The sequence below is a fragment of the Pseudomonas sp. BN417 genome (assembly GCF_029871205.1).
Classification (GTDB): domain Bacteria; phylum Pseudomonadota; class Gammaproteobacteria; order Pseudomonadales; family Pseudomonadaceae; genus Metapseudomonas.
Genome location: NZ_SSOJ01000140.1, coordinates 63,175 through 90,155, shown reverse-complemented (window position 1 = coordinate 90,155; position 26,981 = coordinate 63,175). Strand labels below are relative to the sequence as shown.

Genomic DNA, 26,981 nt, shown 5'->3' with positions numbered 1-26,981 from the left:
ACTTTTATCAGGTGCTGCGCGGCCTAGTCTCAGGGTGGAACAGTCTGTCGCGAAATTAGACGGCCCGGCCCGCTGCCAGCATCCCCGCCAAGCTTGATTTTTACGGCTAAGTAGTTGTTGTAAAAGGACTTTCATCGGCATGGCACGCAATATGTATTTGCCGTGACAGCTGCACCCGTTCCGCGACGGGATGCAAACCATAAGAACAACACCGTGGAGGTCTGACCTTGAAGACGACTCGACTCCGGCAGCACGCGGGCACCCTGGCACTGGCCATGGCGTCCCTGATGTTCGCCCAGGCCCATGCAGCGGAGGAGGGCCCGGCCATCCTCAAATCCAAGTGCATGGGTTGCCACATCCCCGAGGGCAACGATTCCTATAGCCGCATCAGCCACCAGCGCAAGACCCCCGAGGGCTGGCTGATGAGCATCGGGCGCATGCAGGTGATGCACGGCCTCCAGATCAGCGACGCCGACCGCCGCACCCTGGTCAAGTACCTGGCCGACAAGCAGGGCCTGGCCCCCAGCGAAACCGAAGGCGTGCGTTACGCCATGGAGCGCCGCCTGAACACCGTCGAGAAGTTCGACGACCAGCTGAGCCAGATGTGCGGCCGCTGCCACTCGGGCGCCCGCGTCGCCCTGCAGCGCCGCCCCGCCAAGGAGTGGGAACACCTGGTCAACTTCCACCTCGGCCAGTGGCCGTCCCTCGAGTACCAGGCCCAGTCCCGCGACCGCGACTGGCTGGACCTCGCCCTCAAGGAAATGGTGCCGGAACTGGCCAAGCGCTTCCCGCTGGAAGACAAGGCCTGGGCTGACTGGCAGAAGGCCAAACCGAAAGCCGACAGCCTGCCAGGGCAATGGAGTTTCAGCGGCCACATGCTGACCAAGGGCGATGTGCGTGGTGTGATGACGGTCACCGCGGATCAGGGCGATACCTTCAAGGTCAGCGTGAAGGGCCGGTACGCCGACGGCTCTCCCTTCAACGGCGAAGGATCGGCCATGCTCTACAACGGCTACGAGTGGCGCGGCAACGTCAAGGTCGGCGAACTGAACCTGCGCCAGGTCTTCGCTGCTCTGGACGGCGAGATGAAGGGCCGCATGTTCGAGGCCGGGCATGACGAACGCGGGCTGGACTTCAGCGCCGCGAAAGAGGGCAGCGCCAAGCTGCTGGCCGTGCAACCGGCGCACCTCAAGGCCGGCAGCGAGGCCGAGCTGACCCTGGTGGGCAGCGGCCTGTCCGGCACGCCGGAGTTCGGCGCCGGAGTCGAGGTGATCAAGGTGCTGGAGGTCACTCCGAAACAGGTCCGCGTCAAGGTCAAGGCCGCCGCCGATGCCGCCCCCGGCGTGCGCAACGTGGCGCTGGGCGACCTCAAGGGCGTCGACCTGGCGGTCTACAAGGACATCGCCGAAGTGAAGGTGGTGCCCGAGTTCTCCATTGCCCGCGTCGGCGAGAACGGCGGCTCCACGCCCAAGGTGCAGGGTCGCTTCGAGGCCGAGGCCTGGGGCAAGGGCGCCGACGGCAAGCCGTACCGCATCGGCTACCTGCCGGCGAAATGGTCGGTGGAGCCCTTCGACGAGCGCGCCAAGGAAGACGAGGACGTCAAGTTCGCCGGCAAGATGCAGCCCGATGGTGTCTTCGTGCCCGGCGGAGCCGGCCCGAACCCGGAACGCAAGATGATGACCAACAACGCCGGCAATCTGAAGGTGATCGCCCAGCTCGAAGAGGGCGGCCAGAAGGGCGAGGGCCACCTGATCGTCACCGTGCAACGTTGGAACAACCCGCCGCTGCCTTGACTGGCGACGTCCCCCGGACGGCAGGCTCCGTCCGGGTTCGCAACGACGATTGGGAAGAATTCCGGGAGGTCGCCATGGGCGCAATCTTGAATCTGGTCGAACGCAACCTGCACGAAGTGCGGGTGGACGCCGACCGCATGCTGTTCCACATCCCGAGCAGTTCGCTGTTCGCCACCGACGAAGTCACCGGCGGCATCATCGACGCCCTGCGCCAGCAAGGTTGCTCGTCGGAGGAGTTGGTGCAGCGCCTGGCCGGGCGTTTCGCCGGGCAGGACATCAATGAAACCCTGCGCGAGCTGATCGCGCTGGAAGTGGTCAGCGACGGCTCGCCGCTGACGCCGGAAATCGGCATCAGCAAGGTCGAGCGCACCGCGCTGAACACCGTGGTGCTGAACGTCAACACCGGCTGCAACCTGAGCTGCACCTACTGCTACAAGGAAGACCTGGACAAGCCTTCGGCGGGCAAGAAGATGGGCGCGGAAACCGCCGAAGCCTCGGTGGAGATGCTGCTCCGGGAGTCGCCGGACGAGGATCGCTACACTGTGGTCTTCTTCGGCGGCGAGCCGCTGTCGAACCGGCCGCTGATCGAGCACATGGTGGACTACTGCGAGCGCCGTTTCAGTGAGGCCGGCAAGTTCGTGGAATTCGTCATGACCACCAATGCCACGCTGCTGACCGAAGAGGTCATCGACTACCTCAATGCCCACCGCTTCGGGCTTTCGGTGAGTATCGACGGGCCGAAGACGGTACACGACCGCAACCGCATCACCGTGGGCGGGCAGGGTACCTATGACGTGGTGCGGCGCAAGGTGGACCTGCTGCTGTCGCGCTACCGCAGCCGCCCGGTGGGCGCGCGGGTGACCCTGACCCGTGGCATCACCGACGTCGAGACCATCTGGAACCACCTGTTCAACGAGCTGGGTTTCGCCGAGGTCGGATTCGCCCCGGTCACCTCGGGCGACATGAGCGACTTCAACCTGACCGGCGAAGAGCTGGTGGAGGTCTTCGCCAACATGAAGGCCCTCGGCCGCCGCTACCTGGAGGCGGCGCTGGAGCATCGCAATATCGGCTTCTCCAACCTGCACCAGCTGATCACCGACATCCACGAAGGCCACAAGAAGGCGCTGCCCTGCGGTGCCGGGCTGAAGATGCTGGCGGTGGACCACAAGGGCGAGCTGAACCTCTGCCATCGCTTCACCGGCTCCAACCTGCCGACCTTCGGCAATGTGCACAGCGGGGTGAAGCAGGTCGAGCTGAACGACTTCCTCTCCCAGCGCCTGGACCGCAGCGGCACCGGTTGCGACAGCTGCCGCATCCGCAATCTCTGCTCCGGCGGCTGCTACCACGAGAGCTACGCCCGCTACGGCGACCCGACTCACCCGACCTATCACTACTGCGAGCTGATGCGCGACTGGGTGGACTTCGGCATCGAGGTCTACAGCCGCATCATGGCCGGCAATCCGGCCTTCATCAGCAGCTACATCACTCCGCGGAAGGCGCACTGACATGAAACATCTGAAGCCGCTCAACAACAAAGCGCAAATGCTCGAAAAAGCCGCAGCCGAAGATCGCATCGAAGAAGTCATGGCCATGAGCGCGGTGGCCGGGTGCACCGCCACCACGGACCCGGGCTGGGAGGTGGACGCCTTTGGCGGAGTGGCCTCGCTCTGCCAGCCGATGGAGGCTGACCTCTACGGCTGCTCAGACCCTTGCTGGTGGCCCGCCCAGGTGCCCGACATGATGAGCACCTACCAGGACTGGAACGCCCAGGCGACCAACTCGCAAGAGGACTGGCGCAACCTCGGCACCGTATTCCCGAAAGACAAATGACCGGCGAGAAGAACAAGAGGGATAACCGCATGAAACTCAAAGCCATCGCCAGCCTGGCGACCGCTGTCGCCGGCCTCGCACTGGGCGCGCACGCCTGGGCCGCGGATGAAACCGGCCCGGCGCTGAAGGCCGGTCATGAATACATGATCGCCACCAACTACCCGAACAACCTGCATGTGGTGGATCTCGCCACCGACAGCCTGTACAAGACCTGCCGCCTGCCCGACGCCTTCGGCCCCGGCACCGCCATGATGGCGCCGGATAACAAGACCGCCTTTATCCTCAACAACCACTTCGGCGACCTCTACGGCGTCGATCTGGACGACTGCAAGACGGTGTTCCACGCCAAGCTGTCGCAGAAGCCTGGGGAGAAGGTGCGCTCGATGTTCTCCTTCGCCTTGAGCCCGGACGGCAAGGAGCTCTACACCACGGTCAACCCCACCGAGATGCTCAACGACCACTATGTGGTCAAGCAGCCGCGCCTGGAGGTCTACGACACCAGCGCCGGGCTGGACGCCAAGCCGGTACGCAGCTTCCCGATGCCGCGGCAGGTCTACCTGATGCGCGCGGCGGATGACGGCTCCCTCTACGTCGCCGGGCCGGACATCTACAAGATGGACGTGAAGACCGGCAAGTACGAGGTGGCGGTGCCCGGCCGCAACTGGCAGCGGCCGAACTACAGCGCGCCGGACGTGCTCTACTTCTGGCCGCACCAGACGCCCTACCACGAGTTCTCGATGCTCTACACCACGGCCAAGTTCAAGGATGAGAAGCAGGACCTGGCCACCGCCGACTTCATCTATGGCTACGTCAGCATCGACCTGAAGACCGGCAAGTCGACCGTCCAGGACTTCGCGCCGCTGACCGAGCTGTACTTCACCGGCCTGCGCTCGCCGAAGGACCCGAACCAGATGTTCGGCGTGCTCAACCGCCTGGCCAAGTACGACATCAAGGAGCAGAAGCTGATCAAGGCGGCCAACCTGGATCACTCCTACTACTGCGTGGCCTTCAACACCAAGGGCAGCAAGCTGTACCTGGCCGGCACCTTCAACGACATCGCGGTGTTCGATCCGGACAGCCTGGAGAAGATCAAGAACATCAAGCTGCCGGGCGGCGACATGTCGATCACCACGACGCAGGTGTTCGTGAGGTAGGGCAGGCCCTTGCAGGCTCTCCTTGTGGGGGCGACTTCAGTCGCTAAGGGCAGCGCAGCTGCCCCCTTCCGCCTGAATGGCAGGACTGCGTCCTGCATAGCGAATGAATTCGCCCCCACAAAAGAAGTTCGAGCCGGGCGGGGTGCCGACCATCGGCTCCCAATCGGTCGAACCCCACTTCGACCAATGGGTCACTAGACAGGAAAACAGGCTTTATTTACCTTTACCTTTACGTTTACGTTTACGTAAAGGTAAATAAAGCCGATACGTCATTCACAGCTGTATCCCAATACAAGCACAAGAAGGGAAAGCCATGAATCACCAGAGCTACACCCGGGGGCGGCAGGACAAGGACCTGCTCGCCATGACCATAGGCGCGGCATTCGATGCCACGGTTGCCAAGTTCCCCGAGCGCGAGGCGCTGGTGGTCAGGCACCAGGGCCTGCGCTACAGCTGGAAGGAACTGGCCGAGGCGGTGGACCGCCATGCCCGCGCCTTGCTCGCCCTGGGCCTGAACAGCGGCGACCGCCTGGGTATCTGGGCGCCCAACTGTGCCGAGTGGTGCATCACCCAGTTCGCCAGCGCCAAGATCGGCGCCATCCTGGTCAACATCAACCCGGCCTACCGCAGCAGCGAGCTGGAATACGCGCTCAAGCAATCCGGCTGCCGTTGGGTGGTCTGCGCCGACGCCTTCAAGACCTCCGATTACCACGCCATGTTCCTGGGCCTGGTGCCCGAGCTGGCCGCCGCCGAACCGGGCAGCCTGAATTGCGAGCGCCTGCCGGAACTGCGTGGCGTGGTCAGCCTGGCGGCCAATCCGCCGGCCGGTTTCCTGTCCTGGGCGGCCCTCCAGCAGCGAGCTGGGGAGGTGAGCGCCGAGACGCTGGCAGAGCGCCAGGCCGGGCTGCAGTTCGACGATGCGATCAATATCCAGTACACCTCCGGCACAACGGGTTTCCCCAAGGGCGCCACCCTCAGCCACTACAACATCCTCAACAACGGCTATATGGTCGGCGAGAGCTTGGGGCTGACCGAGCAGGACCGCCTGGTGATCCCGGTGCCGCTGTACCACTGCTTCGGCATGGTGATGGGCAACCTCGGCTGCATGACCCACGGCTCCACCATGATCTACCCCGGCGATGCCTTCGACCCGCTGACCACCCTGCGCGCCGTGGCCGAGGAGAAGGCCACCGCACTCTATGGCGTGCCCACCATGTTCATCGCCGAACTGGACCACCCCGAGCGTGCCAGCTTCGACCTGTCCAGCCTGCGCACCGGGATCATGGCCGGCGCCACCTGTCCGATCGAAGTGATGCGCCGGGTGATCAACGAGATGCACATGAGCGAGGTGCAGATCGCCTACGGCATGACCGAGACCAGCCCGGTGTCCCTGCAGACCGGCCCGGACGACGAGCTGGAGCTGCGCGTGACCACCGTCGGCCGCACCCAGCCGCACCTGGAAAGCAAGATCGTCGACGCCGAAGGCAGGATCGTCCCCCGCGGCACCATCGGTGAACTGTGCACCCGTGGCTACAGCGTGATGCTGGGCTACTGGAACAATCCGCAGGCGACCGTGGACTCCATCGATCCGGGCCGCTGGATGCACACCGGCGACCTCGCCTCGATGGACGAGAATGGCTATATCTGCATAGTCGGGCGCAGCAAGGACATGATCATCCGCGGTGGCGAGAACATCTATCCGCGCGAGCTGGAGGAATTCTTCTTCACCCACCCGGCGGTGGCCGACGTGCAGGTGATCGGCATTCCCTGCAGCAAGTACGGCGAGGAGATAGTCGCCTGGATCAAGTTCCACCCCGGCCACACGGCGAACGAGGACGAACTGCGCGCCTGGGCCAAGGAGCGTATCGCCCACTTCAAGGTGCCACGCCATTTCCGCTTCGTGGATGCCTTCCCGATGACGGTGACCGGCAAGATCCAGAAGTTCCGCATGCGCGAGATCAGCATCGAGGAGCTGACCCCACCCAAGGACGACAAGGTGAAGGCGATCCGGTAGGGCGCCGGGGCCGGGCTCTTCGCTCTTCTGTGGGGGCGAATTCATTCGCGAAGCAGGACGCAGTCCTGCCGTTCGGGCATTCATGGGGCAGCTGCGCTGCCCAAAGCGAATGAATTCGCCCCCACAGGTAAAGCCTCTAGAATGTGCCCCCGATCGGAAACCTTTATCCCCCAAGGGAGACCATGACAGGCACGTCCACCGAAAAAGGCACCATCTCCGTCCGCCTGGTCCATGAAGCCCTGCTGGAACTGCGCCAGCGGGGTTTCGACGATTCCGCGCTGCTGAGCCGCGCCGGCATCCCTGCCGAGCTGCTGGCCAAGCCATATGGGCGCGTCTCTTCGGAGCACTTCGGCCATCTCTGGGTGCTGGTCGCGCAGAGCATGGACGACGAGTTCTTCGGCATGAATCCGCGGCGGATGAAGTTCGGCAGTTTCGCCTACATGACCCGCGCGGCGGCGAAGGAGCCCACGGTAGGCGCGGCGCTGGACGTGGCATTGCGCTTCCTCGACCTGGTATTCGACGGCCTCTCGCCGCGCCTGGTGCGGCGCGGCGGCCTGGCGGAAATTGCCCTGGACGAGCCCGAGGGCCAGCAATGCCGCGCCTTCGGCTATTTCACCCTGTGGCTGATGATCCATGGCCTGCTCTGTTGGCTGGCCGGCCGGCGCATTCCCATCCTCGGCGTCGACCTGCGCTGCGCGGTGCCCGACTACATCGAGGACTACCGGGTGATGTTCAGCACCAACCTGCGCTTCTCCCGGCTGCACAGCCGCCTGCTGTTCAACGCCGACTGCCTGGAGCTGCCGGTGCGCCGCAGCCAGCGCGACCTCAAGCGCTTCCTCGGCGGTCTGCCGGCGAACATCCTGGTCCGCTACCGCGACCCGCAGAGCCTGGCGGCGCGCATCAGGGCCTACCTGCGCAGCCTGAAGCCCGAGCGCTGGCCGGACCTGGAGGCGCTGTCCAGCCACTTCTTCATGGCGCCCTCGACCCTGCGCCGCAAGCTGTCCCTGGAAGGGCAGTCCTACCAGGGGCTGAAGGACCAGGTCCGGCGCGACCTGGCCATCGCCAGGCTGGACAGCGGTGAAGGCAACTTCACCGAGCTCGCCTTCGAACTGGGCTTCGCCGACACCAGCGCCTTCTACAAGGCCTTCAAGAAGTGGACCGGCTCCACCCCAGGGCAATACCGGGCGCTGATTCATCCCGAATCGAGCTGAGGCGGCGCCAGTGCTATGCCCGTGGGGGCGGTCTTTTTGTAGGGGCGAATTCATTCGCCAAGCAGGACGCAGTCCTGCCCGCGGCGACTTCATGGGGCAGCTGCGCTGCCCTTCGCGAATGAATTCGCCCCCACAAAAGCGCTTGGCCCCTGTCAATTCCGCTCACTCAGGTTGATGCCTTTCGACATTGCCGCCACCCCCGCTCGGCGCGACCATCCCGGTACTCCAACAAAAACAAACCCGGAGCCCACCCGATGCGCGATTACTTCACCGCTGCCCGCGAGTTCGACTACGCCAACGCCGCTTCCACGAGCCTGGTCGGCAACCTCGACGCCCTCAACGCCTGCGTCGAATGCTGCGACCGCCATGCCGACTCGGAGCGCGTCGCCCTGTATTGGGAGGGCCGCGACGGTGAGCGCGCCACCTGGACCTTCGCCCAGCTCAAGGATGCGTCCGCGCGCTTCGCCAACTACCTGCACAGCCAGGGCGTGCGCCCCGGCGATTGCGTCTCGGGGCTGCTGCCGCGCACCCCGGAACTGCTGATCACCATCCTCGGCACCTGGCGCATCGGCGCCGTCTACCAGCCGCTATTCACCGCCTTCGGGCCCAAGGCCATCGAGCATCGGGTCAAAGGCGCCGGCTCGAAGCTGGTGGTTACCGATCTGACCAACCGGCCCAAGCTGGACGAAGTGGACGGCGTTCCGCCGGCACTGGTGGTGGGCGACGACTTCTGGACCGAGCTGGAGCGCCAGCCGGCCAGCTTCGAGCCGGTGCTGCGCAAGGCTTCCGATCCCTTCCTGCTGATGTTCACCTCCGGCACCACTGGCCTCGCCAAGCCCCTGGCCGTGCCGCTGAAGGCCATAGTCGCCTTCGTCAGCTACATGCGCGATGCGGTGGACCTGCGTCCCGAGGACAACTTCTGGAACCTGGCGGATCCGGGCTGGGCCTACGGCCTTTACTACGCCGTGACCGGCCCGTTGGCCATGGGACACGCCACCACTTTCTACGAAGGCGGTTTCACCGTGGAAAGCACCTGCCGCATCATCCGCGAATACGGCATCACCAACCTGGCCGGCTCGCCCACCGCCTACCGCCTGCTGCTGGCCGCCCGTGACGAGGTGGAAGCCGCTATCAAGGGCTGCCTGCGCGCCGTCAGCAGCGCCGGCGAGCCGCTGACCCCTGAGGTGATCCGCTGGTTTGCCGAGGGCCTGGGTTGCACCATCCACGATCACTACGGCCAGACCGAACTGGGCATGGTGCTGTGCAACCACCACGCCCTGGAGCACCCGGTGCGCCTGGGCGCCGCCGGCTTCGCCATGCCCGGCCACCGGGTGGTGGTGCTGGACGAGGCCCACCGCGAACTGCCCGTCGGCCAGCCCGGTATCCTCGCCCTGGACATGCCGCGCTCGCCGCTGTTCTGGTTCCCCGGCTATCAGGGCATGGCCACCAAGGCATTCGTCGGTGACTACTATCTCAGTGGTGACACCGTGGAGTTGAACGACGACGGCAGCATCAGCTTCGTCGGCCGTGCCGATGACGTGATCACCACCTCCGGCTACCGCGTCGGCCCCTTCGACGTCGAAAGCGCGCTGATCGAGCACCCGGCGGTGATCGAGGCCGCGGTGATCGGCAAGCCCGACCCGGAGCGCACCGAACTGGTCAAGGCCTTCGTCGTGCTGCATGCCGGCCACGAGGGCGATGCCGCCCTGGCCGAGGCGCTGCAGCAGTACGTGCGCAAGCGCTTGTCCGCCCATTCCTATCCGCGCGAAATCGAGTTCGTCGCGGAATTGCCCAAGACCCCGAGCGGCAAGATCCAGCGTTTCCTCCTGCGTAACCAGGAGATTGCCAAGGCCCAGGCGGCCACCGCTCACTGATCCCGAGGAGTAGCAAAAGTGCGTATCGAGAATTCCGTTTTCCTGGTGACCGGCGGTAGCTCCGGTCTGGGTCTGGCCACCGCCCGAGAACTGGTGGGGCAGGGCGGCAAGGTGCTGCTGGTGGACATCAACGCCGAGGTCGGTGCCGCCCGTGCCGGGGAACTGGGCGGCAATGCCCGCTTCGTCAAGGCCGACATCACCCGTGAAGAGGATGCCCGCGCCGCCGTGGCCGCAGCAGTGGATGCCTTCGGCGGCCTGCATGGGCTGATCAACTGCGCTGGCGTCGCGCCGGCGGAGAAGGTGCTGGGTCGCAATGGCGCCCACGGCCTGGACAGCTTCCGCCGGGTGATCGAAGTCAACCTGATCGGCAGCTTCAACATGCTGCGCCTGGCCGCCGAGGCCATGGCCCAGGGCAAGCCGAACGAAGGTGGCGAGCGCGGCGTGATCATCAACACCGCATCGGTCGCGGCGTTCGACGGCCAGATGGGGCAGGCCGCCTATTCGGCCTCCAAAGGCGGTGTGGCCGCCATGACCCTGCCGGTGGCCCGTGATCTGGCACGCTCCGGCATCCGCGTGATGTGCATCGCCCCCGGTATCTTCGAGACGCCGATGATGGCCGGCATGCCGCAGGAGGTTCAGGACTCCCTGGCCGCCAACGTGCCATTCCCGCCGCGCCTGGGTCGCCCGGACGAATACGCCGCGCTGGCCCGCCACATCATCGAGAACAGCATGCTCAACGGCGAAGTCATCCGTCTGGATGGCGCGCTGCGCATGGCCGCCAAGTAAGGAGATCGCCATGAACAAAGATCCCATCGTAATCGTCAGCGCCGTGCGCACGCCCATGGGCGGCTTCCTCGGCGACTTCAAGGACATGACCGCCGCCCAGCTCGGCGCCGCCGCCAACCGTGCCGCCCTGGAGCGCGCCGGGGTGCAGGCCGACGCCGTCGACGAAGTGATCATGGGCTGCGTGCTGCAGGCCGGCCAGGGCCAGGCCCCGGCGCGTCAGGCCGCTCTTGGTGCGGGCCTGCCCCAGGGCGTGGTCTGCTCAACTGTGAACAAGATGTGCGGCTCGGGCATGAAGACCGTGATGCTCGGCCACGACCTGCTGATTGCCGGCAGCGCCGATGTAGTGCTGGCCGGTGGCATGGAAAGCATGTCCAACGCGCCCTACCTGTTGGAGCGCGCCCGCTCCGGCTACCGCATGGGCCACGGCAAGGTGCTCGACCACATGTTCCTCGACGGCCTGGAAGACGCCTATGACAAGGGCCGCCTGATGGGCACCTTCGCCGAGGACTGCGCCCAGGCCTACGGCTTCACACGGGAACAGCAGGATGCCTTCGCCATCGCCTCCCTGACCCGCGCCCAGAAAGCCATGGCCGAGGGCCGCTTCGCCGCCGAGATCGTGCCGGTGGAAGCGAAGTCCGGCCGCGAGCTGGTCACCGTCGCCAGCGACGAGCAGCCACCCAAGGCGCGCCTGGAAAAGATTCCCACCCTGAAGCCGGCCTTCCGCGAGGGCGGTACCGTCACCGCGGCCAACTCAAGCTCCATTTCCGATGGCGCCGCCTCGCTGCTGCTGATGCGCCTGTCCGAGGCGGAAAAGCGCGGCCTGACGCCCCTGGCGCGTATCGCCGGCCACGCCTCCTACGCGGGGGCGCCGAACCTCTTCACCACCGCACCGGTAGGTTCCGTCCAGCGCCTGCTGGCGCGTACCGGCTGGAGCCTTGGCGATGTGGACCTGTTCGAGATCAACGAGGCCTTCGCCGTGGTGCCCATGGTCGCCATGCGTGATCTGGATATCTCCCACGACAAGCTCAACGTCCACGGCGGCGCCTGCGCCCTCGGCCACCCCATCGGCGCCTCCGGCGCGCGGGTGCTGGTGACCCTGCTCAATGCGCTGACCCAGTACGACCTGAAGCGCGGCGTGGCGTCGCTGTGCATCGGCGGTGGCGAGGCCACGGCCGTCGCCATCGAGCGCATGGCCTGAGGAGGTTGCGATGATTCCGTCCGAACAGGATATCCAGATCCGCGACATGGCCCGGCAGTTCGCCCAGGAACGGCTGAAACCCTTTGCCGAGGCCTGGGACCGCGAGCACCGCTTCCCGGCCGAAGCCTTGCGCGAGATGGCCCAGCTGGGCTTTCTCGGCATGCTGGTGCCGGAGGAATGGGGCGGCGCGGCCACCGGCCACCTGGCTTACGCCATGGCCCTGGAGGAGATAGCCGCCGGTGACGGCGCCTGCTCCACCATCATGAGCGTGCACAACTCGGTGGGTTGCATGCCCATCCTCAAGTACGGCAGCGAGGAGCAGAAGCAGCGCTTCCTGCAGCCACTGGCCACGGGCGAGATGATCGGCGCCTTCGCCCTCACCGAGCCCCAGGCCGGCTCCGATGCCAGCGACCTGCGCACCCGCGCGCGCCTCGACGGTGACCACTATGTGCTGAACGGCGCCAAGCAGTTCATCACTTCCGGCAACCACGCCGGGATGGTGATCGTCTTCGCCGTCACCGATCCGTCCGCTGGCAAGAGGGGCATCAGCGCCTTCATCGTCCCCACCGACACGCCCGGCTACCAGGTGGTGCGGGTGGAGGAGAAGCTCGGCCAGCACGCCTCCGATACTTGCCAGATCCAGCTGGACGAGGTGCGCATCCCGGCGTCCCTGCGTCTGGGCGCGGAAGGCGAGGGTTACCGCATTGCCCTGTCCAATCTGGAGGGCGGCCGCATCGGCATCGCCGCGCAATCCGTGGGCATGGCCCGTGCGGCCTTCGAGGCGGCACGGGACTACGCCCACGAGCGCAAGACCTTCGGCAAGCCGATCATCGAGCACCAGGCCGTGGCCTTCCGTCTCGCCGATATGGCCACCCAGATCGCCGTGGCCCGGCAGATGGTCCACCACGCCGCCAGTCTGCGCGAAGCCGGCATGCCCTGCCTGACCGAAGCCTCCATGGCCAAGCTGTTCGCCTCGGAAATGGCCGAGAAGGTCTGCTCGGCGGCCATCCAGACCCTGGGCGGCTACGGCTATCTCAAGGACTTCCCGGTGGAGCGCATCTACCGCGACGTGCGCGTGTGCCAGATCTACGAAGGCACCTCGGACGTGCAGCGCATGGTGATTGCGCGCAGCCTCTGAGCCCTGGGGCAGCTGCGCTGCCCTTGGCGAATGAATTCGCCCCCACAACGGCGCGGCCGACCTTCTGTGGGGGCGATTTCAATCGCTAAGCAGGCCGTAGGCCTGCCAATCCATTTTGCGAGGAACCTCCCATGACCTACCAGACCCTCCTGGTGGAGCAGGCCGGCGCTGTCGGCCGCATCACCCTGAACCGCCCCGAAGCGCTGAATGCCATCAATACCCTGCTCATCGACGAGCTGAACCAGGTGCTCGACGGCTTCGAGCGCGAACCCGCCATCGGCTGCGTGCTGATCAGCGGCTCGGAGAAGGCCTTCGCCGCCGGCGCCGATGTCAAGGAAATGGCCGAGCTGTGCTTCCCCGGCACCTACCTGGACGACTTCCTCGGCCGCTGGGACCGGGTGGCGCAACGGCGCAAGCCGATCATCGCCGCAGTGGCCGGTCACGCCCTGGGTGGTGGCTTCGAGCTGGCGCTGATGTGCGACTTCATCATCGCCGCCGACAACGCCCGTTTCGGTCTGCCGGAGGTGAAGCTGGGCGTGATCCCGGGGGCCGGTGGTATCCAGCGCCTGACCCGCCTGGTGGGCCGCGCCAAGGCCATGGAAATGTCGCTGACCGGCCGCAGCATGGACGCCGCCGAAGCCGAGCGCTGCGGCGTGGTGGCACGGGTGGTGCCGGTGGCGGAACTGCTGGATGTGGCCATGGACAGCGCCAGCCGCATCGCCGCGCAATCGCGCACGGCGGTGCTGATGCTCAAGGAGTGCGTGAACCGGGTCGACGAAGGTTCGCTGGGAGAGGGCCTGCGCTTCGAGCGACGGCTGTTCCAGGCGGTGTTCGCCACGCCGGACCAGAAGGAAGGCATGGGTGCGTTCATCGAGAAGCGCAAGCCGGTGTTCGGGCGCTGAGTTCTGGCGGGGCGCAGTTCGCTTTTCCTTGTGGGGGCGACTTCAGTCGCTAAGGGCAGCGCAGCTGCCCCCTGAAAACTCCCAGGGCAGACCTGCGGTCTGCTTAGCGAATGAATTCGCCCCCACAATGTTCCTGAATGCCTTCGCGGCGGGCTTTACGCCCGCTCTTTCAGCTCCTTCTGCTCCTGCGCCGTCACCTGCTGGCAGATTTCGATGATTTGCTCGCGCATCCAGCGATTAGCCGGGTCCTGGTCGGTGCTTTCGTGCCAGTAGAGGTGAGTTTCCAGGGACGGCACGTCGTGCACCGGCAGGTCGACGTAGTGCAGGTCATGGCGGCGAGCGAAGCGCTCGGGGACGGTGATGGCCATGTCGGTGCCGTGCAGCACGGTGGAGGCCATCAGGTAGTGCTGCGAGCGCAGGGTGACCTTGCGCTGGATCCCCATCTTGCCCAACGACAGGTCGATGTAGCCCAGGCCGCTCCGGCGGCTGGAAATGTGGATATGGGACAGCGACAGGTATTCGTCCAGGCTGATCTTCTCCTTGGCCAGCGGGTGGCCGCGGCGCATGGCGCAGACATAGCGGTCCTCCATCAGCTTGACGTGGCGCACCTGGGGGTCGGTGTTGAGCGGCGCGTCGACGGCGAAGTCCAGGCGGCCGGCGGCCAGTTCCTTGGTAGTTTCGCGGCGCTTGGCCAGGAAGCTCTCGATCTGCACGGTCGGCGCCATGCGGCGCAGGCGCTGGAACAACGGCGGCAAGATTACCGTCTCGGTGAGGTCGGTCATGCTGATGCGGTAGGTCTTGTTTGCCTGGGCCGGGTTGAAGGTGCGGCTTTCCTGCACCGATACCCGCAGCAGTTGTAGGGCGTTGCGCACCGGGCCGATGATGTTCTGCGCCATGGGCGTGGGCACCATGCCCTGGGCGGTGCGGACGAAGAGCGGGTCGTTGAAGGTCTCGCGCAGGCGGGCGAGGGCGTTGGAAACGGCGGGCTGGGTAATGCCGACGATCTGGCCGGCGCGGGTCAGGTTGGCCTCGGTGTAGATGGCGTCGAAGACGATGAAGAGGTTGAGGTCTACCTTGTTCAGATTCATGCCGGACGTGCTCCTCGAGGATTGTTCTTATCAGTGGGCCATATATCGGTGATGAATGTTCATAGATGCCGAAAATAGACTAGGGAAATCTTACGCCCTGTTCTAGCATCCTTACCAGACCTCACACATAGACCCCCGCAAAAGGTAGCCCCGCATGGATTTCGCCTATTCCCCGAAGGTCCAGGAACTGCGTGAACGCGTCACCGCATTCATGGACGCCTATGTCTATCCGGCCGAGCCGGTATTCGAGCAGCAGGTCGCCGAGGGCGACCGCTGGCAGCCCACCGCGATCATGGAGGAGCTGAAGGCCAAGGCGAAGGCCGAGGGGTTGTGGAACCTGTTCCTGCCGGAGTCCGAACTCGGTGCCGGCCTGACCAATATGGAATACGCGCCGCTGGCCGAGATCATGGGCCGCTCCCTGCTCGGGCCGGAGCCCTTCAACTGCTCCGCGCCGGATACCGGCAACATGGAAGTGCTGGTGCGCTACGCCAACGAAGCACAGAAGAAACAATGGCTGGAGCCGCTGCTGCGTGGCGAGATCCGCTCCGCCTTCGCCATGACCGAGCCGGGCGTGGCCTCGTCCGACGCCACCAACATGGAAGCCCGCGCCGTGCGCCAGGGTGACGAGTGGGTGATCAACGGCAGCAAGTGGTGGACCTCGGGCGCCTGCGACCCGCGCTGCAAGATCCTCATCTTCATGGGCCTGTCCAACCCGGACGCGCCGCGCCACCAGCAGCACTCGATGATCCTGGTGCCCATCGACACCCCCGGAGTGAAAGTACTGCGCCCGCTGCCGGTGTTCGGCTACGACGACGCCCCCCACGGCCATGCCGAGGTGGTCTTCGAGAACGTGCGCGTGCCTTATGAGAACGTACTGCTGGGCGAGGGCCGCGGTTTCGAGATCGCCCAGGGCCGTCTCGGCCCGGGCCGCATCCACCACTGCATGCGTTCCATCGGCATGGCCGAGCGCGCCCTGGAACTGATGTGCAAGCGCGCCGTCAGCCGCACCGCCTTCGGCAAGCCGCTGGCGCGCCTGGGTGGCAACCTCGACAAGATCGCCGACTCGCGGATGGAAATCGACATGGCCCGCCTGCTGACCCTGAAGGCGGCCTACATGATGGACACAGTGGGCAACAAGGTGGCCAAGAGCGAGATCGCCCAGATCAAGGTGGTGGCACCCAACGTCGCCCTGCGGGTGATCGACCGCGCCATCCAGATCCACGGCGGCGCCGGCGTCTCCAACGACTTCCCGCTGGCCTACATGTACGCAATGCAGCGCACCCTGCGCCTGGCCGACGGCCCGGACGAAGTGCACCGCGCGGCCATCGGCAAGTTCGAGATCGGCAAGTACGTGCCGAAGGAAATGCTGCGCAGCGGTCAGTGATCGCGCCCTGCCAAAGCCAGAGGGGGTCGGCTTGCGCCAACCCCTGCAAGGCATTAGGGCCATGCTTCGGCCGATCGCCCGTGACGTCTCCTGCGAGGCGAGAATCGGACGCCTAGCCTTTCTCGAGATAGGCCAGTGCCAGTATCGCCAGGCTTCTCATTCCCAGCGGGAATGTCGACTCGTCGAGGTCGAAGGTGGGTGAGTGGGGTGGTCCGACCGCCTTGTCCCCGGGTTTGACGCCGAGAAAGAAGAACAGGCCTGGCGCTACCTGCTGGTACTCGGAGAAATCTTCCGCGCCGGCTGCCTTGGGAACGAGCATGAGCTTCCCATTGGCCGCTTGCTTTAGCGCGGGAAGCATGGCTTCGGTCAGCACCTCGTCGTTGCTCGTCACGCTATAGGAAGACGGCCCAAAACTGATGTCCGCCTTCGCGCCATTGGCCGTGGCAGTCGACTGCGCAATGCTGGTGATGCGCTCCTTGGCGCTGGTGCGCATTTCTTCATTGAAGGTGCGCAGCGTACCCAGCATCTCGACGGAGTCCGGAACGATGTTTTCGCGGGTACCGCCGTTGATCGAACCGATGCTGAAAACAGCAGGCTCCCGGGTGATGTCGAGCGAACGGCTGACGACGGTCTGAAGCGCGCTCACGATCTGTGCGGAAGTCACTATGGGGTCGACGCCGAGCCAGGGCGCGGCGCCATGGGTCTGCTTGCCTTCGACGGTGATGCGCACCGTGTCGGCGCTGGCCAGGACCGGCCCGCTGCGCCAGCCGATCACACCACTGGGAATGACCGGGGCGACGTGAAGGCCGAAAACAGCATCCACTTTCGGATTCTCCATGACGCCTGCGGTGACCATTGCCTTCGCCCCCCTCAGGGCATCGGCACTGGAAGGCGTCTCGGAAAAGCCTTCCTCGGCAGGCTGGAAGATGAACTTGATGCTGCCCGGGATTTGCGCCTTCATGCCCGCCAGCACTTCGGCCACACCCATCAGAATCGCGGTATGGGCATCGTGACCGCAGGCATGCATCACCGGACTGTCCTTGCCCATGTGCTTTGCGATTACCTTGGACGCGAATGGCAGACCGGTCGCTTCCTGCACTGGAAGGGCGTCCATGTCGGCGCGAAGCGCGACGACCTTGCCGGGCAAACCGCCCTCGAGGAGACCCACGACGCCATGGCCTCCGACACCCGTGGTGACATGCATGCCCAGCCTTCGCAGATGCTCCGCCACCAGCCTGGACGTGCGAACTTCCTGGCCGGACAGCTCCGGATGCTGGTGTATGTCACGTCGCCATGCCACGACCTTGGATTCCACCCGGGTTATTCTCTGATCCAACTGTTGTGTGGTGATCGGGCTCGCTGATGGCTGGGCGAAGCTCGAGCCCGCATTGGCCAGCACGGCAGCCAGAAGGCCGAGCCTGATTGCGGTGTGAGGGAAAGCTGTTGGCATAGTCTTGTCTCCATGGGACTTTTGCAGATGCATTGCCGGTTGTCCTGATGCTCTGGACGAAGGCAAGCTACAGCGGGCCATGCAGACCGGGCATTCAACTAGATGAAGAACAAGAAAGAAGCATTTCTGGATGACGTGGGGCGTTTTCGCGATGTGATGATGAAGCGCTACCTCTTCAGCGAAGGGACTTATCACCACATGCTCGACAACTTGTCGGCGTTGGCGCAGCCGGTCACTTTCCGTAAAGGCGAGTTTCTCCAGCGTCAGGCTGTGCCTGCCCATTCCGCCTACTGGATCATGAGTGGTGTGGCGAGGACGGGTTTCATCACCGAAAGCGGCGCGGACGTCACCCTGAGGTTTGCCGCGGAAGGCGAGATGGCCGGGGCTCATGAAGATGTACTCGCCGCAAAGAGCGGGTTGCCGGCAAAATCCTTCGTCGTTGCCGAACAGCCGATCGACGCCTATGAGTTTCACTGTCCCGCACTAGGCCGCCTGCTGGCGGAGGGAAGGCTGTCGTTCGAAGTGTCTGTGCGTTTCCTTGAATACAACCTCAAGAAGCAGGCCAGGCGTACCTGTATGGTTGGATTCGCATCCGCGCGTGAGCGGCTGGCTGCGTTCCGGGAGGAATACCCGGGCCTGGAAAACCGGGTGACGCAAAAGTGCATCGCGTCTTATCTGGGGGTCACCCCGCAGTACCTCTCGCAGCTGTCCCGCAGGCGCGAGCCTGGGAATTCACTCCAGTGTTAGCGCCATTGGGTTGGTGATCCGAGCGAAAGGGGCCTGCAGGGCGCTGGGCGTCGTAGGATGGGTGGAGCGGAGCGATACCCATCGATTCGGCGGTGATGGGTATCGCAGGGCTCGCGGAACGCCGCCCGACCCATCCTACGACTCGTGCTTCTCCGGTCCCGCGCTTGTCCGCAGCCACCCCATCCGCAAGTGCAGCTGCGCCGCGAAGGTACGGGCGGCCAGTTCCTCGTGGAAGGTCAGGCCACGTTGGCCCAGGCGTACGCGCCAGAATGTCCGGCCATCTTTCTCGAACGGTTCGATCCGTACTTCAGCCATGTTTCTCCAGATCTCCCGTGCTCCGGGCCGGGGTGTTGCGGGTCTTGAAAAGGGACAAGATCACGCCACCGGCAAGTAGGCCGAAGGTTACGCCAAGTGATACCAGGGCGGGAATCTTGCCAATGAAACCGTGCAGGAAAATCTTCCCGCCGATGAAGATCAGCACCAGCGCCAGGGCGTACTTCAGGTAGACGAAGCGGTGCATCAGCGCCGCCAGGGCGAAATACAGGGAACGCAAGCCGAGGATGGCGAAGATGTTCGAGGTGTAGACGACGAACGGGTCCTGGGTGATGGCGAAGATCGCCGGCACGCTGTCCACGGCGAACACCAGGTCGGCCAGTTCGATCAGCACCAGGGCGAGGAACAGCGGGGTGGCGTAGAGCAGGCCCTTGCTCTGGCCGGCCTGTTTCAGGCGCACGAAGAAGTGCGCGCCATGTAGGTCATCGGTGACCCGCATATGGCGGCGGACGAACTTCAGCACCGGGTTGTTGGCCAGGTCCGGATGGGCGTCCTCCCTGGTGACGAGCATCTTCACGCCGGTGAACAGCAGGAAGGCGCCAAAGACGTAGAGGATCCAGTCGAACTCCTTCACCAGGGCGCTACCCACGCCGATCATGATGGCGCGCAGCACGATCACGCCGATGATGCCCCAGAACAGCACCCGGTGCTGGTAGCGGCGGGGGACGGCGAAGAAGCCGAAGATCATCGCCATGACGAAGACGTTGTCCATGGACAACGACTGCTCCACGAGGAAGCCCGTGTAGAACTCCAGGGCACTCTGCGCACCCAGCTGGAACCAGACCCAGATCCCGAATAGCATGCCGACGCTGAAGTAGCCGCTGTAGAGCAGCAGGCTTTCGCGCACCTCGATTTCATGCTGGTCACGGTGCAGTACCCCGAGGTCGAAGACCAGCAGGGCGAGGACTATGCCGAGGAAGACGAGCCACAACCAAGTGGCGGTGCCGAGGAAGTCGGCGGTGAGAAATGCCTGTAGAGCTGCCATGCGCCCCTCCTTCTGTCGTCGTTGAACAGTGACTCCGACATGGCGGTTGGCAGCCGTCAGAGGGGCCCGGCGTCACAGGAAAAGCCTAGTCGCTCGTCGCACCGGTCTGGAACGAGGCTGCTGTAACAAATCTTTGCCCTTTGTAGGAAAACTCTTTTTATGCAAGTGAGAAGCAAATAGATTAGCAATTGAAAATTAGTCACATTGGATAGTGGTCTTCGCATCCGCCGTCAGATGCGATCCCGCCTGCACGGTCGCCAGGCTCCAGCCAAGGGCGTTGCACACAGCAAAAAGAAGAAAGCCAGTGGTTAGCCGGCCACCAAGCAGATAGACCATCCAAGGGGTTTGAGAGTGCAACAGCGAAATGCGTTCAACGCGGTCGAGACGGCTGGGGATGCCGTTGCCGCACGGATCGAGCGTCACCCGTTGTCCGTAGCGATCCTGGGCGTGACCTTGGCATTGCAGGCCGGTGTGGTGCTCGCCGACGAGCAGGAAAACGGCAATGGAACGCTGGAACTGGGGGCTACGGCCATCACCGACAACCGCCTGGGTGAAACCACAGAAGGCACGGGTTCCTACACCACCGGCTCGACGAGCACCGCCACCAAGCTGTCGCTGTCGCCTCGCGAAACCCCGCAATCGGTCAGTGTCATCACCCGTCAGCAGATGGATGACCAGGGCCTGACCAGCATTGGTGACGTACTGTCAAAGACTCCCGGCATCACTGCCAACAAGCTGGACAGCAGCCGGGTCGAGTTCCGTTCGCGGGGCTTCGAGATCGACAACTTCCAGATCGATGGCATTCCGGCGGCGTTTCGTTTCGGCAACGGTATCGATCAGGCCGACATGGTCATCTACGACCGCGTGGAAGTGCTGAAGGGCTCCACCGGCCTGCTCAGCGGCTTCGGCAGCCCCTCGGCTACCGTCAACCTGGTGCGCAAGCGTCCGACCCGCGAACTGTCCGGTTATGTGTCGGCCAGTGCCGGCAGTTGGGACACCTACCGCAGCGAATTCGACATCGGCGGTTCGCTGACCCTGCAGGGCAATGTGCGCGGCCGCTTCGTCACCGCCTATGAGGACGGCCAGTCCTTCATGGACCACCTGTCCGAGAAGAAGCAGGTCTTCTACGGCATCCTCGAAACCGACATCACCGACGACACCCTGCTGAGCGCCGGCCTGAGCCGCCAGACCAATCGTCCGGACGGTTCGTCCTGGGGTTCCTCGACGCCGCTGGTGGACAGCAACGGCAATGAGTTCACCTTTTCCCGGTCGTTCAACCCGGGCACCAAGTGGAGTCAGTGGGACAACACCGCCGACAACTCCTTCGTGACCCTGGAGCAGCGCCTGGCCCAGGACTGGGTGGTAAAGGCCTCCATCACCCGCACCGAGACCGACTCGCCCATCACCCTCGGCTCGGCCGCCAGCGGCAACCCCAACCCGGTGGATGGCACCGGAATGTCCATCTGGCGCGGCAAGTACCGCTACGAGACCACCCAGAACGCCTACGACCTCTATGCCAGCGGTCCTTTCCAGCTGCTCGGCCGCGAGCATGAGCTGGTGGTCGGCCTGTCGCACCGCGATATCGAATCCAACGAGACCAACTGGCCGTTCTTCTTCGACAGTGTGCCAACCATCGATGGCTGGACCGGCGACTTCCCCGAGCCGGACTGGGGCAGCCCGGTGTCCAGGGTCGACACCGACCTGAAGGAAACCGCCGCCTACCTGACCGGCCGCTTCAAGCCCACCGATGACCTGTCGATCATCCTCGGCAGCCGGGTCTCCAACTGGCAGCTGGACAGCACCGGCACCGACCTCGCCACCGGCCAGAGCGCCAAGCAGCAGGACCTGCAGGAAAATGGCGTGGTGGTGCCCTATGCCGGCGTGGTCTACGACCTCAACGACACCTACTCGGTCTATGCCAGCTACACCAGCATCTTCAAGCCCCACGAGAGCGAGCAGGATGCCAGTGGCAAGGCGATCGAGCCGGAAGAGGGCGACAGCTACGAGCTGGGCCTGAAAGCCGAATTCTTCGATGGCCGCCTGAATGCCAGCGCCGCCGTGTTCGAGGTCAAGCAGGACAACCTCGCGGAGGAGGCCGGCTTCGACCCGGTGAGCAACAAGTCCGCCTTCCGCGCGGTGCAGGGCGCCCAGACCAAGGGCTTCGAACTCGAAGTGGCCGGCGAGCTGATGCCTGACTGGCAGGTGCAGGGTGGCTACACCCATCGCATCACCCGCGATGGCGACGACAACAAGATTTCCACCACTGAGCCCGAGAACATGTTCCGCCTGTCCACCAGCTACCGCCTGCCTGGCCAGTTCAACAAGCTGACCATCGGCGGCTCGGTCAGCTGGCAGAGCAAGATCTGGAAGGACGTGTGGAATCCGGCGACCAATGCCAGCGACTTCGAGTACACCCAGGAGAGCTACTGGGTGCTGGATGCCATGGCCAAGTACCAGGTCACCGAGCAGGTGTCGGTTACCCTCAACGGCAACAACCTTACCGACAAGAAGTACTTCAGCAACTTGGGCTTCTATGAGGGCGGTTTCTACGGCGATCCGCGCAACTTTATGCTGACCACCCGCTTCGACTTCTGATGCGGCAAGGCCCCTCTCCCGATCCGGGGGAGGGGCCTTTCATGTAGGAGCCTGGATGCGAGAGGGCGGGTGGCTCAGTACACCCAGACCTCCACCCGGCGGTTGCGAATCCGCCCTTCCTCGGCCGTGTTGGCCGCCACCGGCAGCTCATCGCCGAGGCCGGTAACTTCCCGCAGGACCACGCCGCCCCTGGTCAGCTCGCGACGTACCGCCATGGCGCGCAGCTTGGACAACAGTGCGGCGCGCTGCGGGTCTTCCTTGGGATCGCCGAAGCCCACCAACACCACTTTCCGCTCCAGCTTGCTGGTCTGCTTGAGGTAGTCCAGCACCCGTTGCACGTCGCGCAGGGCCTTGTTGTCGAGGTTGGCGTTGCCTTCCTGGAAGCGGAAGTTCACCGACAGGCGCTGGGCGCCGGCGGCCAGCTCGCGGTAGCTCGGCGGCATGTCCTGCTGCGCCTGGACCTTGATCGCCTGCACCTGTTGGGCGACGAAGCCAGTCTGGCCGACTATCGCCTGGCCACGCGGGCCCTGGGCGAACTGAACCAGTGCCTTGGCCCAGCGGTTCTGTTCGCCCGGTTTGATATAGAGGAAGAGTCGGCGCGACAGCGGGTAGTCCTCGGTGGCGATCAGGTCCGCGCTGGGCGCCATGGCCTGGGAGTCGCCGTCGGCAATGGCAAGGGCGCGGGCCTGGTTGATCGAGGCCAGGCCGACGAAGCCGATGCCCTGCGGGTCGGCGCTGACGGCGGCGGACAGCTTGTCGTTGGATTCGAAGCGCTGGGCACCGGCGGCCAGGCTCTTGCCCTGGCGGGTCAGCACCAGTTCCTTGAAGGTGTCGTAGGTGCCGGACTGGTCATCGCGGGCGTAGAGGTGGATGGCGCCACCCTGGCCGCCGAGCTCTTCCCAGGTCTTTACCTCCCCGGCGAAAACCGCGGCCAACTGCGCCGTGGTCAGGGCTCGCAAGGGGTTGGCCGGGTGCTGGATGATGGCCAGGCCATCGATGGCGATCACCTGTTCGGCGTACTGGCTGCGCAGGTCGCCGAAGTTGGCCAGGTCCTGGAACTCGGCGTCCTTGATCGGGCGCGAGGAGGCGGCCAGCTCGGCGCTGCCGTCCTTGAGTGCGGCGAAGCCGGTGGAGGAGCCATGGGCCGCCAGTTCAACCTGCACCTGATTGCCCTGGGCATCATGGCCGAGGATATGCACTTCGTTCTCCCGGTCGCCCGGCGTCTGCTGGATGGAGCGCAGGCCTTCCTCCTCCATCATCCCCTTGACCAGCGCCGGCCCCAGCTTGGCGCCAATGGTGTTGGAGCCCTGGATGCGCAGGACGGTGGTGGGTTGGGCGGCGAATACCGACCAGGGGAAGGCATAGCAGACGAAACCGAGCAGCAACATGCTGAGGGCACGGCCCCACAGATCCTTGTCGCTGGCGGTCATGGCGCGCGGCATGGGTAGACACCTTGTTCGAGGGGGTGGAAGGAGTCGCGAGATTAAGTCAGCAGGGTGACGGAGATATGACAGAAATGGCTCTGCCATGAGGCTTTGAGCTTCGGCTGTGAAATTTCGCAGAAAGTGGATTGGCCGCTCCTACGGATCGATAAGCCAAGTCCTACAGCCAGGCAATCGGGGGCGGGGTAGGGTAGCCCGCTGCTGCAAGCATCCCCTCGGTGGTGCTTTCAGCCAGCGCTTGTGCGCATTCCGTTGAATCCTTGAAGGAGTGTTGTGAATGAGTAGTTGGTTCGAGCTGCGCAAGAACACTGCAGGCACCTGGCGCCTGCGTTTGAAAGCGGCCGACGCGCAGACCCTGCTGGACACCGGCGTTTATGAAAACCGCGGCGCAGCGGAGGAGGCCATGGTCCTGTTCCGTGAGAACTGCATGCACGAGGAGCGCTATGCAAGGCGCATCGATTCGAGCGGCAAGAACTACTTCAAGCTGCGTGCGGCCAACAAGGAGGTCATCGCCAGGAGCCACCTCTACGACTCCGAGTCGACGCTGGAGAAGGCCATCGAGACCATCATGCGGGTCGGCGCGACGCAACAGGTGAAGGAAGCCTGAGTCAGGCAATAAAAAAGGTTCTTCGCGGATTTCCGGGGACGGGTGGGGTTTACGGCGGATTGGCGAGATTGGTTAATGCACCTTTCTTGGCTACGTGTTGCCGGGGATTTCCCTCACCCCCGGCCCCCGCCCTGCGCCCCAGCCTGAGCGCTGCGCGCTCAGTCGCTCATCGCCACCGGAAGCGGTGCTTCCGGCAGCGTGCCTCTTCGCCCCGGTGGGAGAGGGGGGGCGCGCGCTGGCGAGGCACAAACAGTCCTGAAGCCAACAGCGGCCTGAAACTGAGCAAACAGGGTGGGGCGGCGACTTCGCCCCTTCAGGAGGCCGAGCGGAATCGTTGCAGAGAGGGACGAGCGGCATGGATGCCGCGAGAGGCGTGTGGGGCCAGGGATGGCCCCTCACGCCGGGCCCTCGGCGCAACGATGGAGCGAGGGAAACGCAGTAACAGCCGAAGGCTGGTCACCCCGGCGAAGCCGGGGCCGGATGCCGGGGCAAGTTTTTTGGTTCCTTTTCACGGGGCCGGCCATCCGGCGACTGGAAAAGGGACTCGCCCGGGAGGGCGAAACAGAAAGCCACCGCCCACTCGGCAATGAGCTGGGCCGTTGAACAACAAGCCCACACAAGATCGCCCGTCCGCTGTGTCCCCGGAATTCCGTGATGAACCATAAAAAAGGCCCATCGTTGATGGGCCTTTTCATGGGCGGGTCCCGTCGCTGGGCGTAGGGTGGATCACGCCTTACCGATCCACCATTGGTGTGCGGCACGGCAGAGCCGGTGGACAAAAGAGCGCTCTCCACCCTACAAGAGCGGCTTCACGCCAGCTCCAGCCAGATCGGCGCATGGTCGGACGGCTTTTCCATCCCGCGCAGGTCGTAGTCGATCCCCGCATCCTTGATCCGCGCCTGCAGCGGGCTGGTGGCCAGGATCACGTCGATGCGCAGGCCACGCTTGGGATTGTCCTCGAAGCCGCGGCTGCGGTAGTCGAACCAGCTGAAGCGATCGTTCACCTCGGGGTTGAGGTGGCGGAAGCTGTCCACCAGTCCCCAGCTCTTCAGGCGCGCCAGCCATTCGCGTTCTTCCGGCAGGAAGCTGCACTTGCCGGTCTTCAGCCAGCGCTTGCGGTTCTCTTCGCCAATGCCGATGTCGCAGTCCTCCGGCGAGATATTGATATCGCCCATCACCACCAGTGGTTGGCTCGGCTGGAACTGACTCTCCAGCAGCCCCTGCAGGTCCGCATAGAAGCGTTCCTTGGCCGGGAACTTGACCGGATGATCGCGGCTCTCGCCCTGGGGGAAGTAACCATTCATCACGGTCACCGGGTTGCCCTGGGCATCGGCGAAGGTGCCGTAGATGAAACGGCGCTGGGAATCCTCGTCGTCAGCTGGGAGGCCCTTGACCAGCGACAGGGGCTCCTGGCGGGAGAGCAGGGCGACGCCGTAGTGGCCTTTCTGCCCGTGATAGTGGACGTGGTAGCCGAGCTGGCGAATTTCGGCTTCCGGGAACTGGTCGTCGGAAACCTTGGTTTCCTGCAGGCCGATCACGTCCGGCTGGTGCTTGGCGATCAGCGCTTCGAGCTGGTGGGGACGCGCCCGCAGGCCATTGATATTGAAAGAAACGATCTTCATCGCTGAGCCTTCCTGGGAAAAAGCGGATGCTAGCCCATAGGCGCATGGCGGGCCAGTCGCATGGCCGGGTGGAGGAACAGGTGCTAATTTCCCTCTTGGCCCGACAATCCCATAACAAATGAGGTGCCGCGAATGCCCGGTTACATCCCCAGCGCTCCGGTCGAGGTGCGCCTGCTGGACGGCGGTTATAGCCGCGAAGCCCGCTCCCTGCTGTACCACGCGTACCGCCACGAGCCCACCTTCGCCTATCTGTTCGAGGCCGAACGCCCCGGTTATGAACAGCGGGTGCGCGCCACAGTGCGCGAACTGGTGCAGCAGCATTTCTTCCAGGAACTGCCGGCGATCGGCCTGCTGATCGAGGAGCGGCTGGTGGGGATCGCCCTGATCGCCCCGCCGCAGCGCCGCCTGGACATCACCGAAAGCTGGGGTTGGCGCCTGCGCATGCTGCTGACCACTGGCTTCCGCTGCACCCGCCGCTACCTCGACTACCACGACGCCGTGCTCGCCTGCCTGCCGCCTGGCCCGTACCACGTGCTGCCACTGCTGGGCGTCCACCCGGAGTTCCAGGGCCGCCACCTCGGTGAGAAGCTGCTGGAAGCGCTGCACAACTGGTGCGCCGAAGACGACGGCTCGCAAGGCGTGGTGCTGGATACAGGCAACGTCCGCTACCTCGACTTCTACAAGCGCCAGGGTTACGAGGAAGTGGGGGAGGTGGCGCTGGGGCCGGTGGTCGAGCACGTATTCTTCCATCCCAACCCGCGGCCGGTGATGCAAGCCAGCGGCTGACAGGCATTTCCGAAGGACGAGGCAGGTTGCCGTGGTAGCATT

General features: G+C 64.6%; 22 protein-coding genes. 16 read left to right on the top strand and 6 right to left on the bottom strand.

Annotated elements, in window-relative coordinates:
- The first annotated feature begins 275 nt into the window (after positions 1-275).
- The 11 genes from peaA to E8F11_RS19580 all read left to right on the top strand — a co-directional run bounded on the left by peaA (position 276) and on the right by E8F11_RS19580 (position 13,900).
- Positions 276-1,793 (top strand): quinohemoprotein amine dehydrogenase subunit alpha, encoded by a 1,518-nt coding sequence (gene peaA, locus E8F11_RS19630; RefSeq protein ID WP_280290580.1) that lies wholly within the window; start codon positions 276-278, stop codon positions 1,791-1,793.
- Positions 1,794-1,867: 74 nt separating this feature from the next.
- Positions 1,868-3,298: a quinohemoprotein amine dehydrogenase maturation protein gene (gene peaB, locus E8F11_RS19625; protein WP_280290529.1), complete on the top strand. Its 1,431-nt coding sequence runs from the start codon at positions 1,868-1,870 to the stop codon at positions 3,296-3,298.
- Position 3,299: 1 nt separating this feature from the next.
- A complete protein-coding gene (qhpC, locus tag E8F11_RS19620) occupies positions 3,300-3,623 on the top strand; it encodes a quinohemoprotein amine dehydrogenase subunit gamma (protein WP_028627367.1) in 324 nt (107 codons plus the stop codon).
- Positions 3,624-3,652: 29 nt separating this feature from the next.
- Entirely contained in the window at positions 3,653-4,777 is a 1,125-nt protein-coding gene (gene peaD / locus E8F11_RS19615; RefSeq protein ID WP_280290528.1) for a quinohemoprotein amine dehydrogenase subunit beta, read from the top strand.
- Positions 4,778-5,090: 313 nt separating this feature from the next.
- A complete protein-coding gene (locus tag E8F11_RS19610) occupies positions 5,091-6,791 on the top strand; it encodes an AMP-binding protein (RefSeq protein WP_280290527.1) in 1,701 nt (566 codons plus the stop codon).
- Positions 6,792-6,973: 182 nt separating this feature from the next.
- Complete coding sequence (locus E8F11_RS19605) at positions 6,974-8,002, top strand: AraC family transcriptional regulator (RefSeq protein WP_280290526.1); 1,029 nt, start codon at positions 6,974-6,976, stop codon at positions 8,000-8,002.
- A gap of 254 nt (positions 8,003-8,256) precedes the next feature.
- The gene (locus E8F11_RS19600) at positions 8,257-9,876 is read left to right on the top strand and encodes an acyl-CoA synthetase (protein ID WP_280290525.1); all 1,620 of its coding nucleotides are present in this window, start codon (positions 8,257-8,259) and stop codon (positions 9,874-9,876) included.
- 18 nt (positions 9,877-9,894) lie between these two features.
- Complete coding sequence (locus E8F11_RS19595) at positions 9,895-10,662, top strand: 3-hydroxyacyl-CoA dehydrogenase (protein WP_280290523.1); 768 nt, start codon at positions 9,895-9,897, stop codon at positions 10,660-10,662.
- A gap of 10 nt (positions 10,663-10,672) precedes the next feature.
- Positions 10,673-11,860: an acetyl-CoA C-acyltransferase gene (locus E8F11_RS19590; protein ID WP_280290522.1), complete on the top strand. Its 1,188-nt coding sequence runs from the start codon at positions 10,673-10,675 to the stop codon at positions 11,858-11,860.
- A gap of 10 nt (positions 11,861-11,870) precedes the next feature.
- Positions 11,871-12,998 (top strand): acyl-CoA dehydrogenase family protein, encoded by a 1,128-nt coding sequence (locus tag E8F11_RS19585; protein ID WP_280290521.1) that lies wholly within the window; start codon positions 11,871-11,873, stop codon positions 12,996-12,998.
- Between the two features lie 131 nt (positions 12,999-13,129).
- Entirely contained in the window at positions 13,130-13,900 is a 771-nt protein-coding gene (locus E8F11_RS19580) for an enoyl-CoA hydratase-related protein (protein ID WP_280290520.1), read from the top strand.
- A 155-nt stretch (positions 13,901-14,055) separates the two neighbouring features.
- Here the strand turns inward: E8F11_RS19580 and E8F11_RS19575 are convergent, their stop codons facing one another.
- On the bottom strand, positions 14,056-14,988 hold the full coding sequence (locus tag E8F11_RS19575) for a LysR family transcriptional regulator (RefSeq protein WP_280290519.1): 933 nt from the start codon (positions 14,986-14,988) through the stop codon (positions 14,056-14,058).
- A 154-nt stretch (positions 14,989-15,142) separates the two neighbouring features.
- Between E8F11_RS19575 and E8F11_RS19570 the strand changes: the two genes are divergently transcribed.
- Complete coding sequence (locus E8F11_RS19570; protein WP_280290518.1) at positions 15,143-16,372, top strand: acyl-CoA dehydrogenase; 1,230 nt, start codon at positions 15,143-15,145, stop codon at positions 16,370-16,372.
- Positions 16,373-16,484: 112 nt separating this feature from the next.
- Here E8F11_RS19570 and E8F11_RS19565 read toward each other — a convergent pair whose 3' ends face one another.
- Complete coding sequence (locus E8F11_RS19565) at positions 16,485-17,855, bottom strand: amidohydrolase (RefSeq protein WP_280290517.1); 1,371 nt, start codon at positions 17,853-17,855, stop codon at positions 16,485-16,487.
- Positions 17,856-17,924: 69 nt separating this feature from the next.
- On the opposite strand from E8F11_RS19565, the gene E8F11_RS19560 reads away from it, so the two are divergent.
- Entirely contained in the window at positions 17,925-18,569 is a 645-nt protein-coding gene (locus E8F11_RS19560) for a Crp/Fnr family transcriptional regulator (protein ID WP_280290516.1), read from the top strand.
- Between the two features lie 135 nt (positions 18,570-18,704).
- On the opposite strand, the gene E8F11_RS19555 is transcribed toward E8F11_RS19560, so the two are convergent.
- A complete protein-coding gene (locus E8F11_RS19555; RefSeq protein WP_280290515.1) occupies positions 18,705-18,884 on the bottom strand; it encodes a hypothetical protein in 180 nt (59 codons plus the stop codon).
- Complete coding sequence (locus E8F11_RS19550) at positions 18,877-19,887, bottom strand: TerC family protein (protein WP_280290514.1); 1,011 nt, start codon at positions 19,885-19,887, stop codon at positions 18,877-18,879. Before E8F11_RS19550 ends, E8F11_RS19555 begins: the two co-directional genes overlap by 8 nt.
- Before the next feature lie 351 nt (positions 19,888-20,238).
- On the opposite strand from E8F11_RS19550, the gene E8F11_RS19545 reads away from it, so the two are divergent.
- Complete coding sequence (locus tag E8F11_RS19545) at positions 20,239-22,482, top strand: TonB-dependent siderophore receptor (protein ID WP_280290513.1); 2,244 nt, start codon at positions 20,239-20,241, stop codon at positions 22,480-22,482.
- Positions 22,483-22,556: 74 nt separating this feature from the next.
- On the opposite strand, the gene E8F11_RS19540 is transcribed toward E8F11_RS19545, so the two are convergent.
- Positions 22,557-23,924 carry a phosphate ABC transporter substrate-binding/OmpA family protein gene (locus E8F11_RS19540; protein ID WP_280290512.1) on the bottom strand — a complete coding sequence of 456 codons (1,368 nt, stop codon included), beginning with the start codon at positions 23,922-23,924 and terminating at the stop codon, positions 22,557-22,559.
- Between the two features lie 277 nt (positions 23,925-24,201).
- Here E8F11_RS19540 and E8F11_RS19535 point away from each other — a divergent pair, with 277 nt between their 5' ends.
- Positions 24,202-24,531, top strand: coding sequence for a YegP family protein (locus tag E8F11_RS19535; RefSeq protein WP_280290511.1), 330 nt, complete (start codon positions 24,202-24,204; stop codon positions 24,529-24,531).
- 809 nt (positions 24,532-25,340) lie between these two features.
- Here E8F11_RS19535 and xthA read toward each other — a convergent pair.
- Entirely contained in the window at positions 25,341-26,153 is an 813-nt protein-coding gene (gene xthA, locus E8F11_RS19530) for an exodeoxyribonuclease III (RefSeq protein WP_280290510.1), read from the bottom strand.
- Positions 26,154-26,285: 132 nt separating this feature from the next.
- Between xthA and E8F11_RS19525 the strand changes: the two genes are divergently transcribed.
- The gene (locus E8F11_RS19525) at positions 26,286-26,939 is read left to right on the top strand and encodes a GNAT family N-acetyltransferase (protein WP_280290509.1); all 654 of its coding nucleotides are present in this window, start codon (positions 26,286-26,288) and stop codon (positions 26,937-26,939) included.
- Positions 26,940-26,981 lie beyond the last annotated feature (42 nt).

Excerpts from the sequence above, each read along its gene's own strand:
- qhpC (WP_028627367.1), top strand. The coding sequence starts at position 3,300 with ATGAAACATCTGAAGCCGCTCAACAACAAAGCGCAAATGCTCGAAAAA.
- E8F11_RS19525 (WP_280290509.1), top strand. The coding sequence starts at position 26,286 with ATGCCCGGTTACATCCCCAGCGCTCCGGTCGAGGTGCGCCTGCTGGAC.
- E8F11_RS19590 (WP_280290522.1), top strand. The coding sequence starts at position 10,673 with ATGAACAAAGATCCCATCGTAATCGTCAGCGCCGTGCGCACGCCCATG.
- peaB (WP_280290529.1), top strand. The coding sequence starts at position 1,868 with ATGGGCGCAATCTTGAATCTGGTCGAACGCAACCTGCACGAAGTGCGG.
- E8F11_RS19555 (WP_280290515.1), bottom strand. The coding sequence starts at position 18,884 with ATGGCTGAAGTACGGATCGAACCGTTCGAGAAAGATGGCCGGACATTC.
- xthA (WP_280290510.1), bottom strand. The coding sequence starts at position 26,153 with ATGAAGATCGTTTCTTTCAATATCAATGGCCTGCGGGCGCGTCCCCAC.
- peaA (WP_280290580.1), top strand. The coding sequence starts at position 276 with ATGGCGTCCCTGATGTTCGCCCAGGCCCATGCAGCGGAGGAGGGCCCG.
- peaD (WP_280290528.1), top strand. The coding sequence starts at position 3,653 with ATGAAACTCAAAGCCATCGCCAGCCTGGCGACCGCTGTCGCCGGCCTC.
- E8F11_RS19585 (WP_280290521.1), top strand. The coding sequence starts at position 11,871 with ATGATTCCGTCCGAACAGGATATCCAGATCCGCGACATGGCCCGGCAG.
- E8F11_RS19605 (WP_280290526.1), top strand. The coding sequence starts at position 6,974 with ATGACAGGCACGTCCACCGAAAAAGGCACCATCTCCGTCCGCCTGGTC.
- E8F11_RS19580 (WP_280290520.1), top strand. The coding sequence starts at position 13,130 with ATGACCTACCAGACCCTCCTGGTGGAGCAGGCCGGCGCTGTCGGCCGC.
- E8F11_RS19610 (WP_280290527.1), top strand. The coding sequence starts at position 5,091 with ATGAATCACCAGAGCTACACCCGGGGGCGGCAGGACAAGGACCTGCTC.
- E8F11_RS19540 (WP_280290512.1), bottom strand. The coding sequence starts at position 23,924 with ATGCCGCGCGCCATGACCGCCAGCGACAAGGATCTGTGGGGCCGTGCC.
- E8F11_RS19550 (WP_280290514.1), bottom strand. The coding sequence starts at position 19,887 with ATGGCAGCTCTACAGGCATTTCTCACCGCCGACTTCCTCGGCACCGCC.
- E8F11_RS19535 (WP_280290511.1), top strand. The coding sequence starts at position 24,202 with ATGAGTAGTTGGTTCGAGCTGCGCAAGAACACTGCAGGCACCTGGCGC.
- E8F11_RS19575 (WP_280290519.1), bottom strand. The coding sequence starts at position 14,988 with ATGAATCTGAACAAGGTAGACCTCAACCTCTTCATCGTCTTCGACGCC.
- E8F11_RS19570 (WP_280290518.1), top strand. The coding sequence starts at position 15,143 with ATGGATTTCGCCTATTCCCCGAAGGTCCAGGAACTGCGTGAACGCGTC.
- E8F11_RS19560 (WP_280290516.1), top strand. The coding sequence starts at position 17,925 with ATGAAGAACAAGAAAGAAGCATTTCTGGATGACGTGGGGCGTTTTCGC.
- E8F11_RS19565 (WP_280290517.1), bottom strand. The coding sequence starts at position 17,855 with ATGCATCTGCAAAAGTCCCATGGAGACAAGACTATGCCAACAGCTTTC.
- E8F11_RS19600 (WP_280290525.1), top strand. The coding sequence starts at position 8,257 with ATGCGCGATTACTTCACCGCTGCCCGCGAGTTCGACTACGCCAACGCC.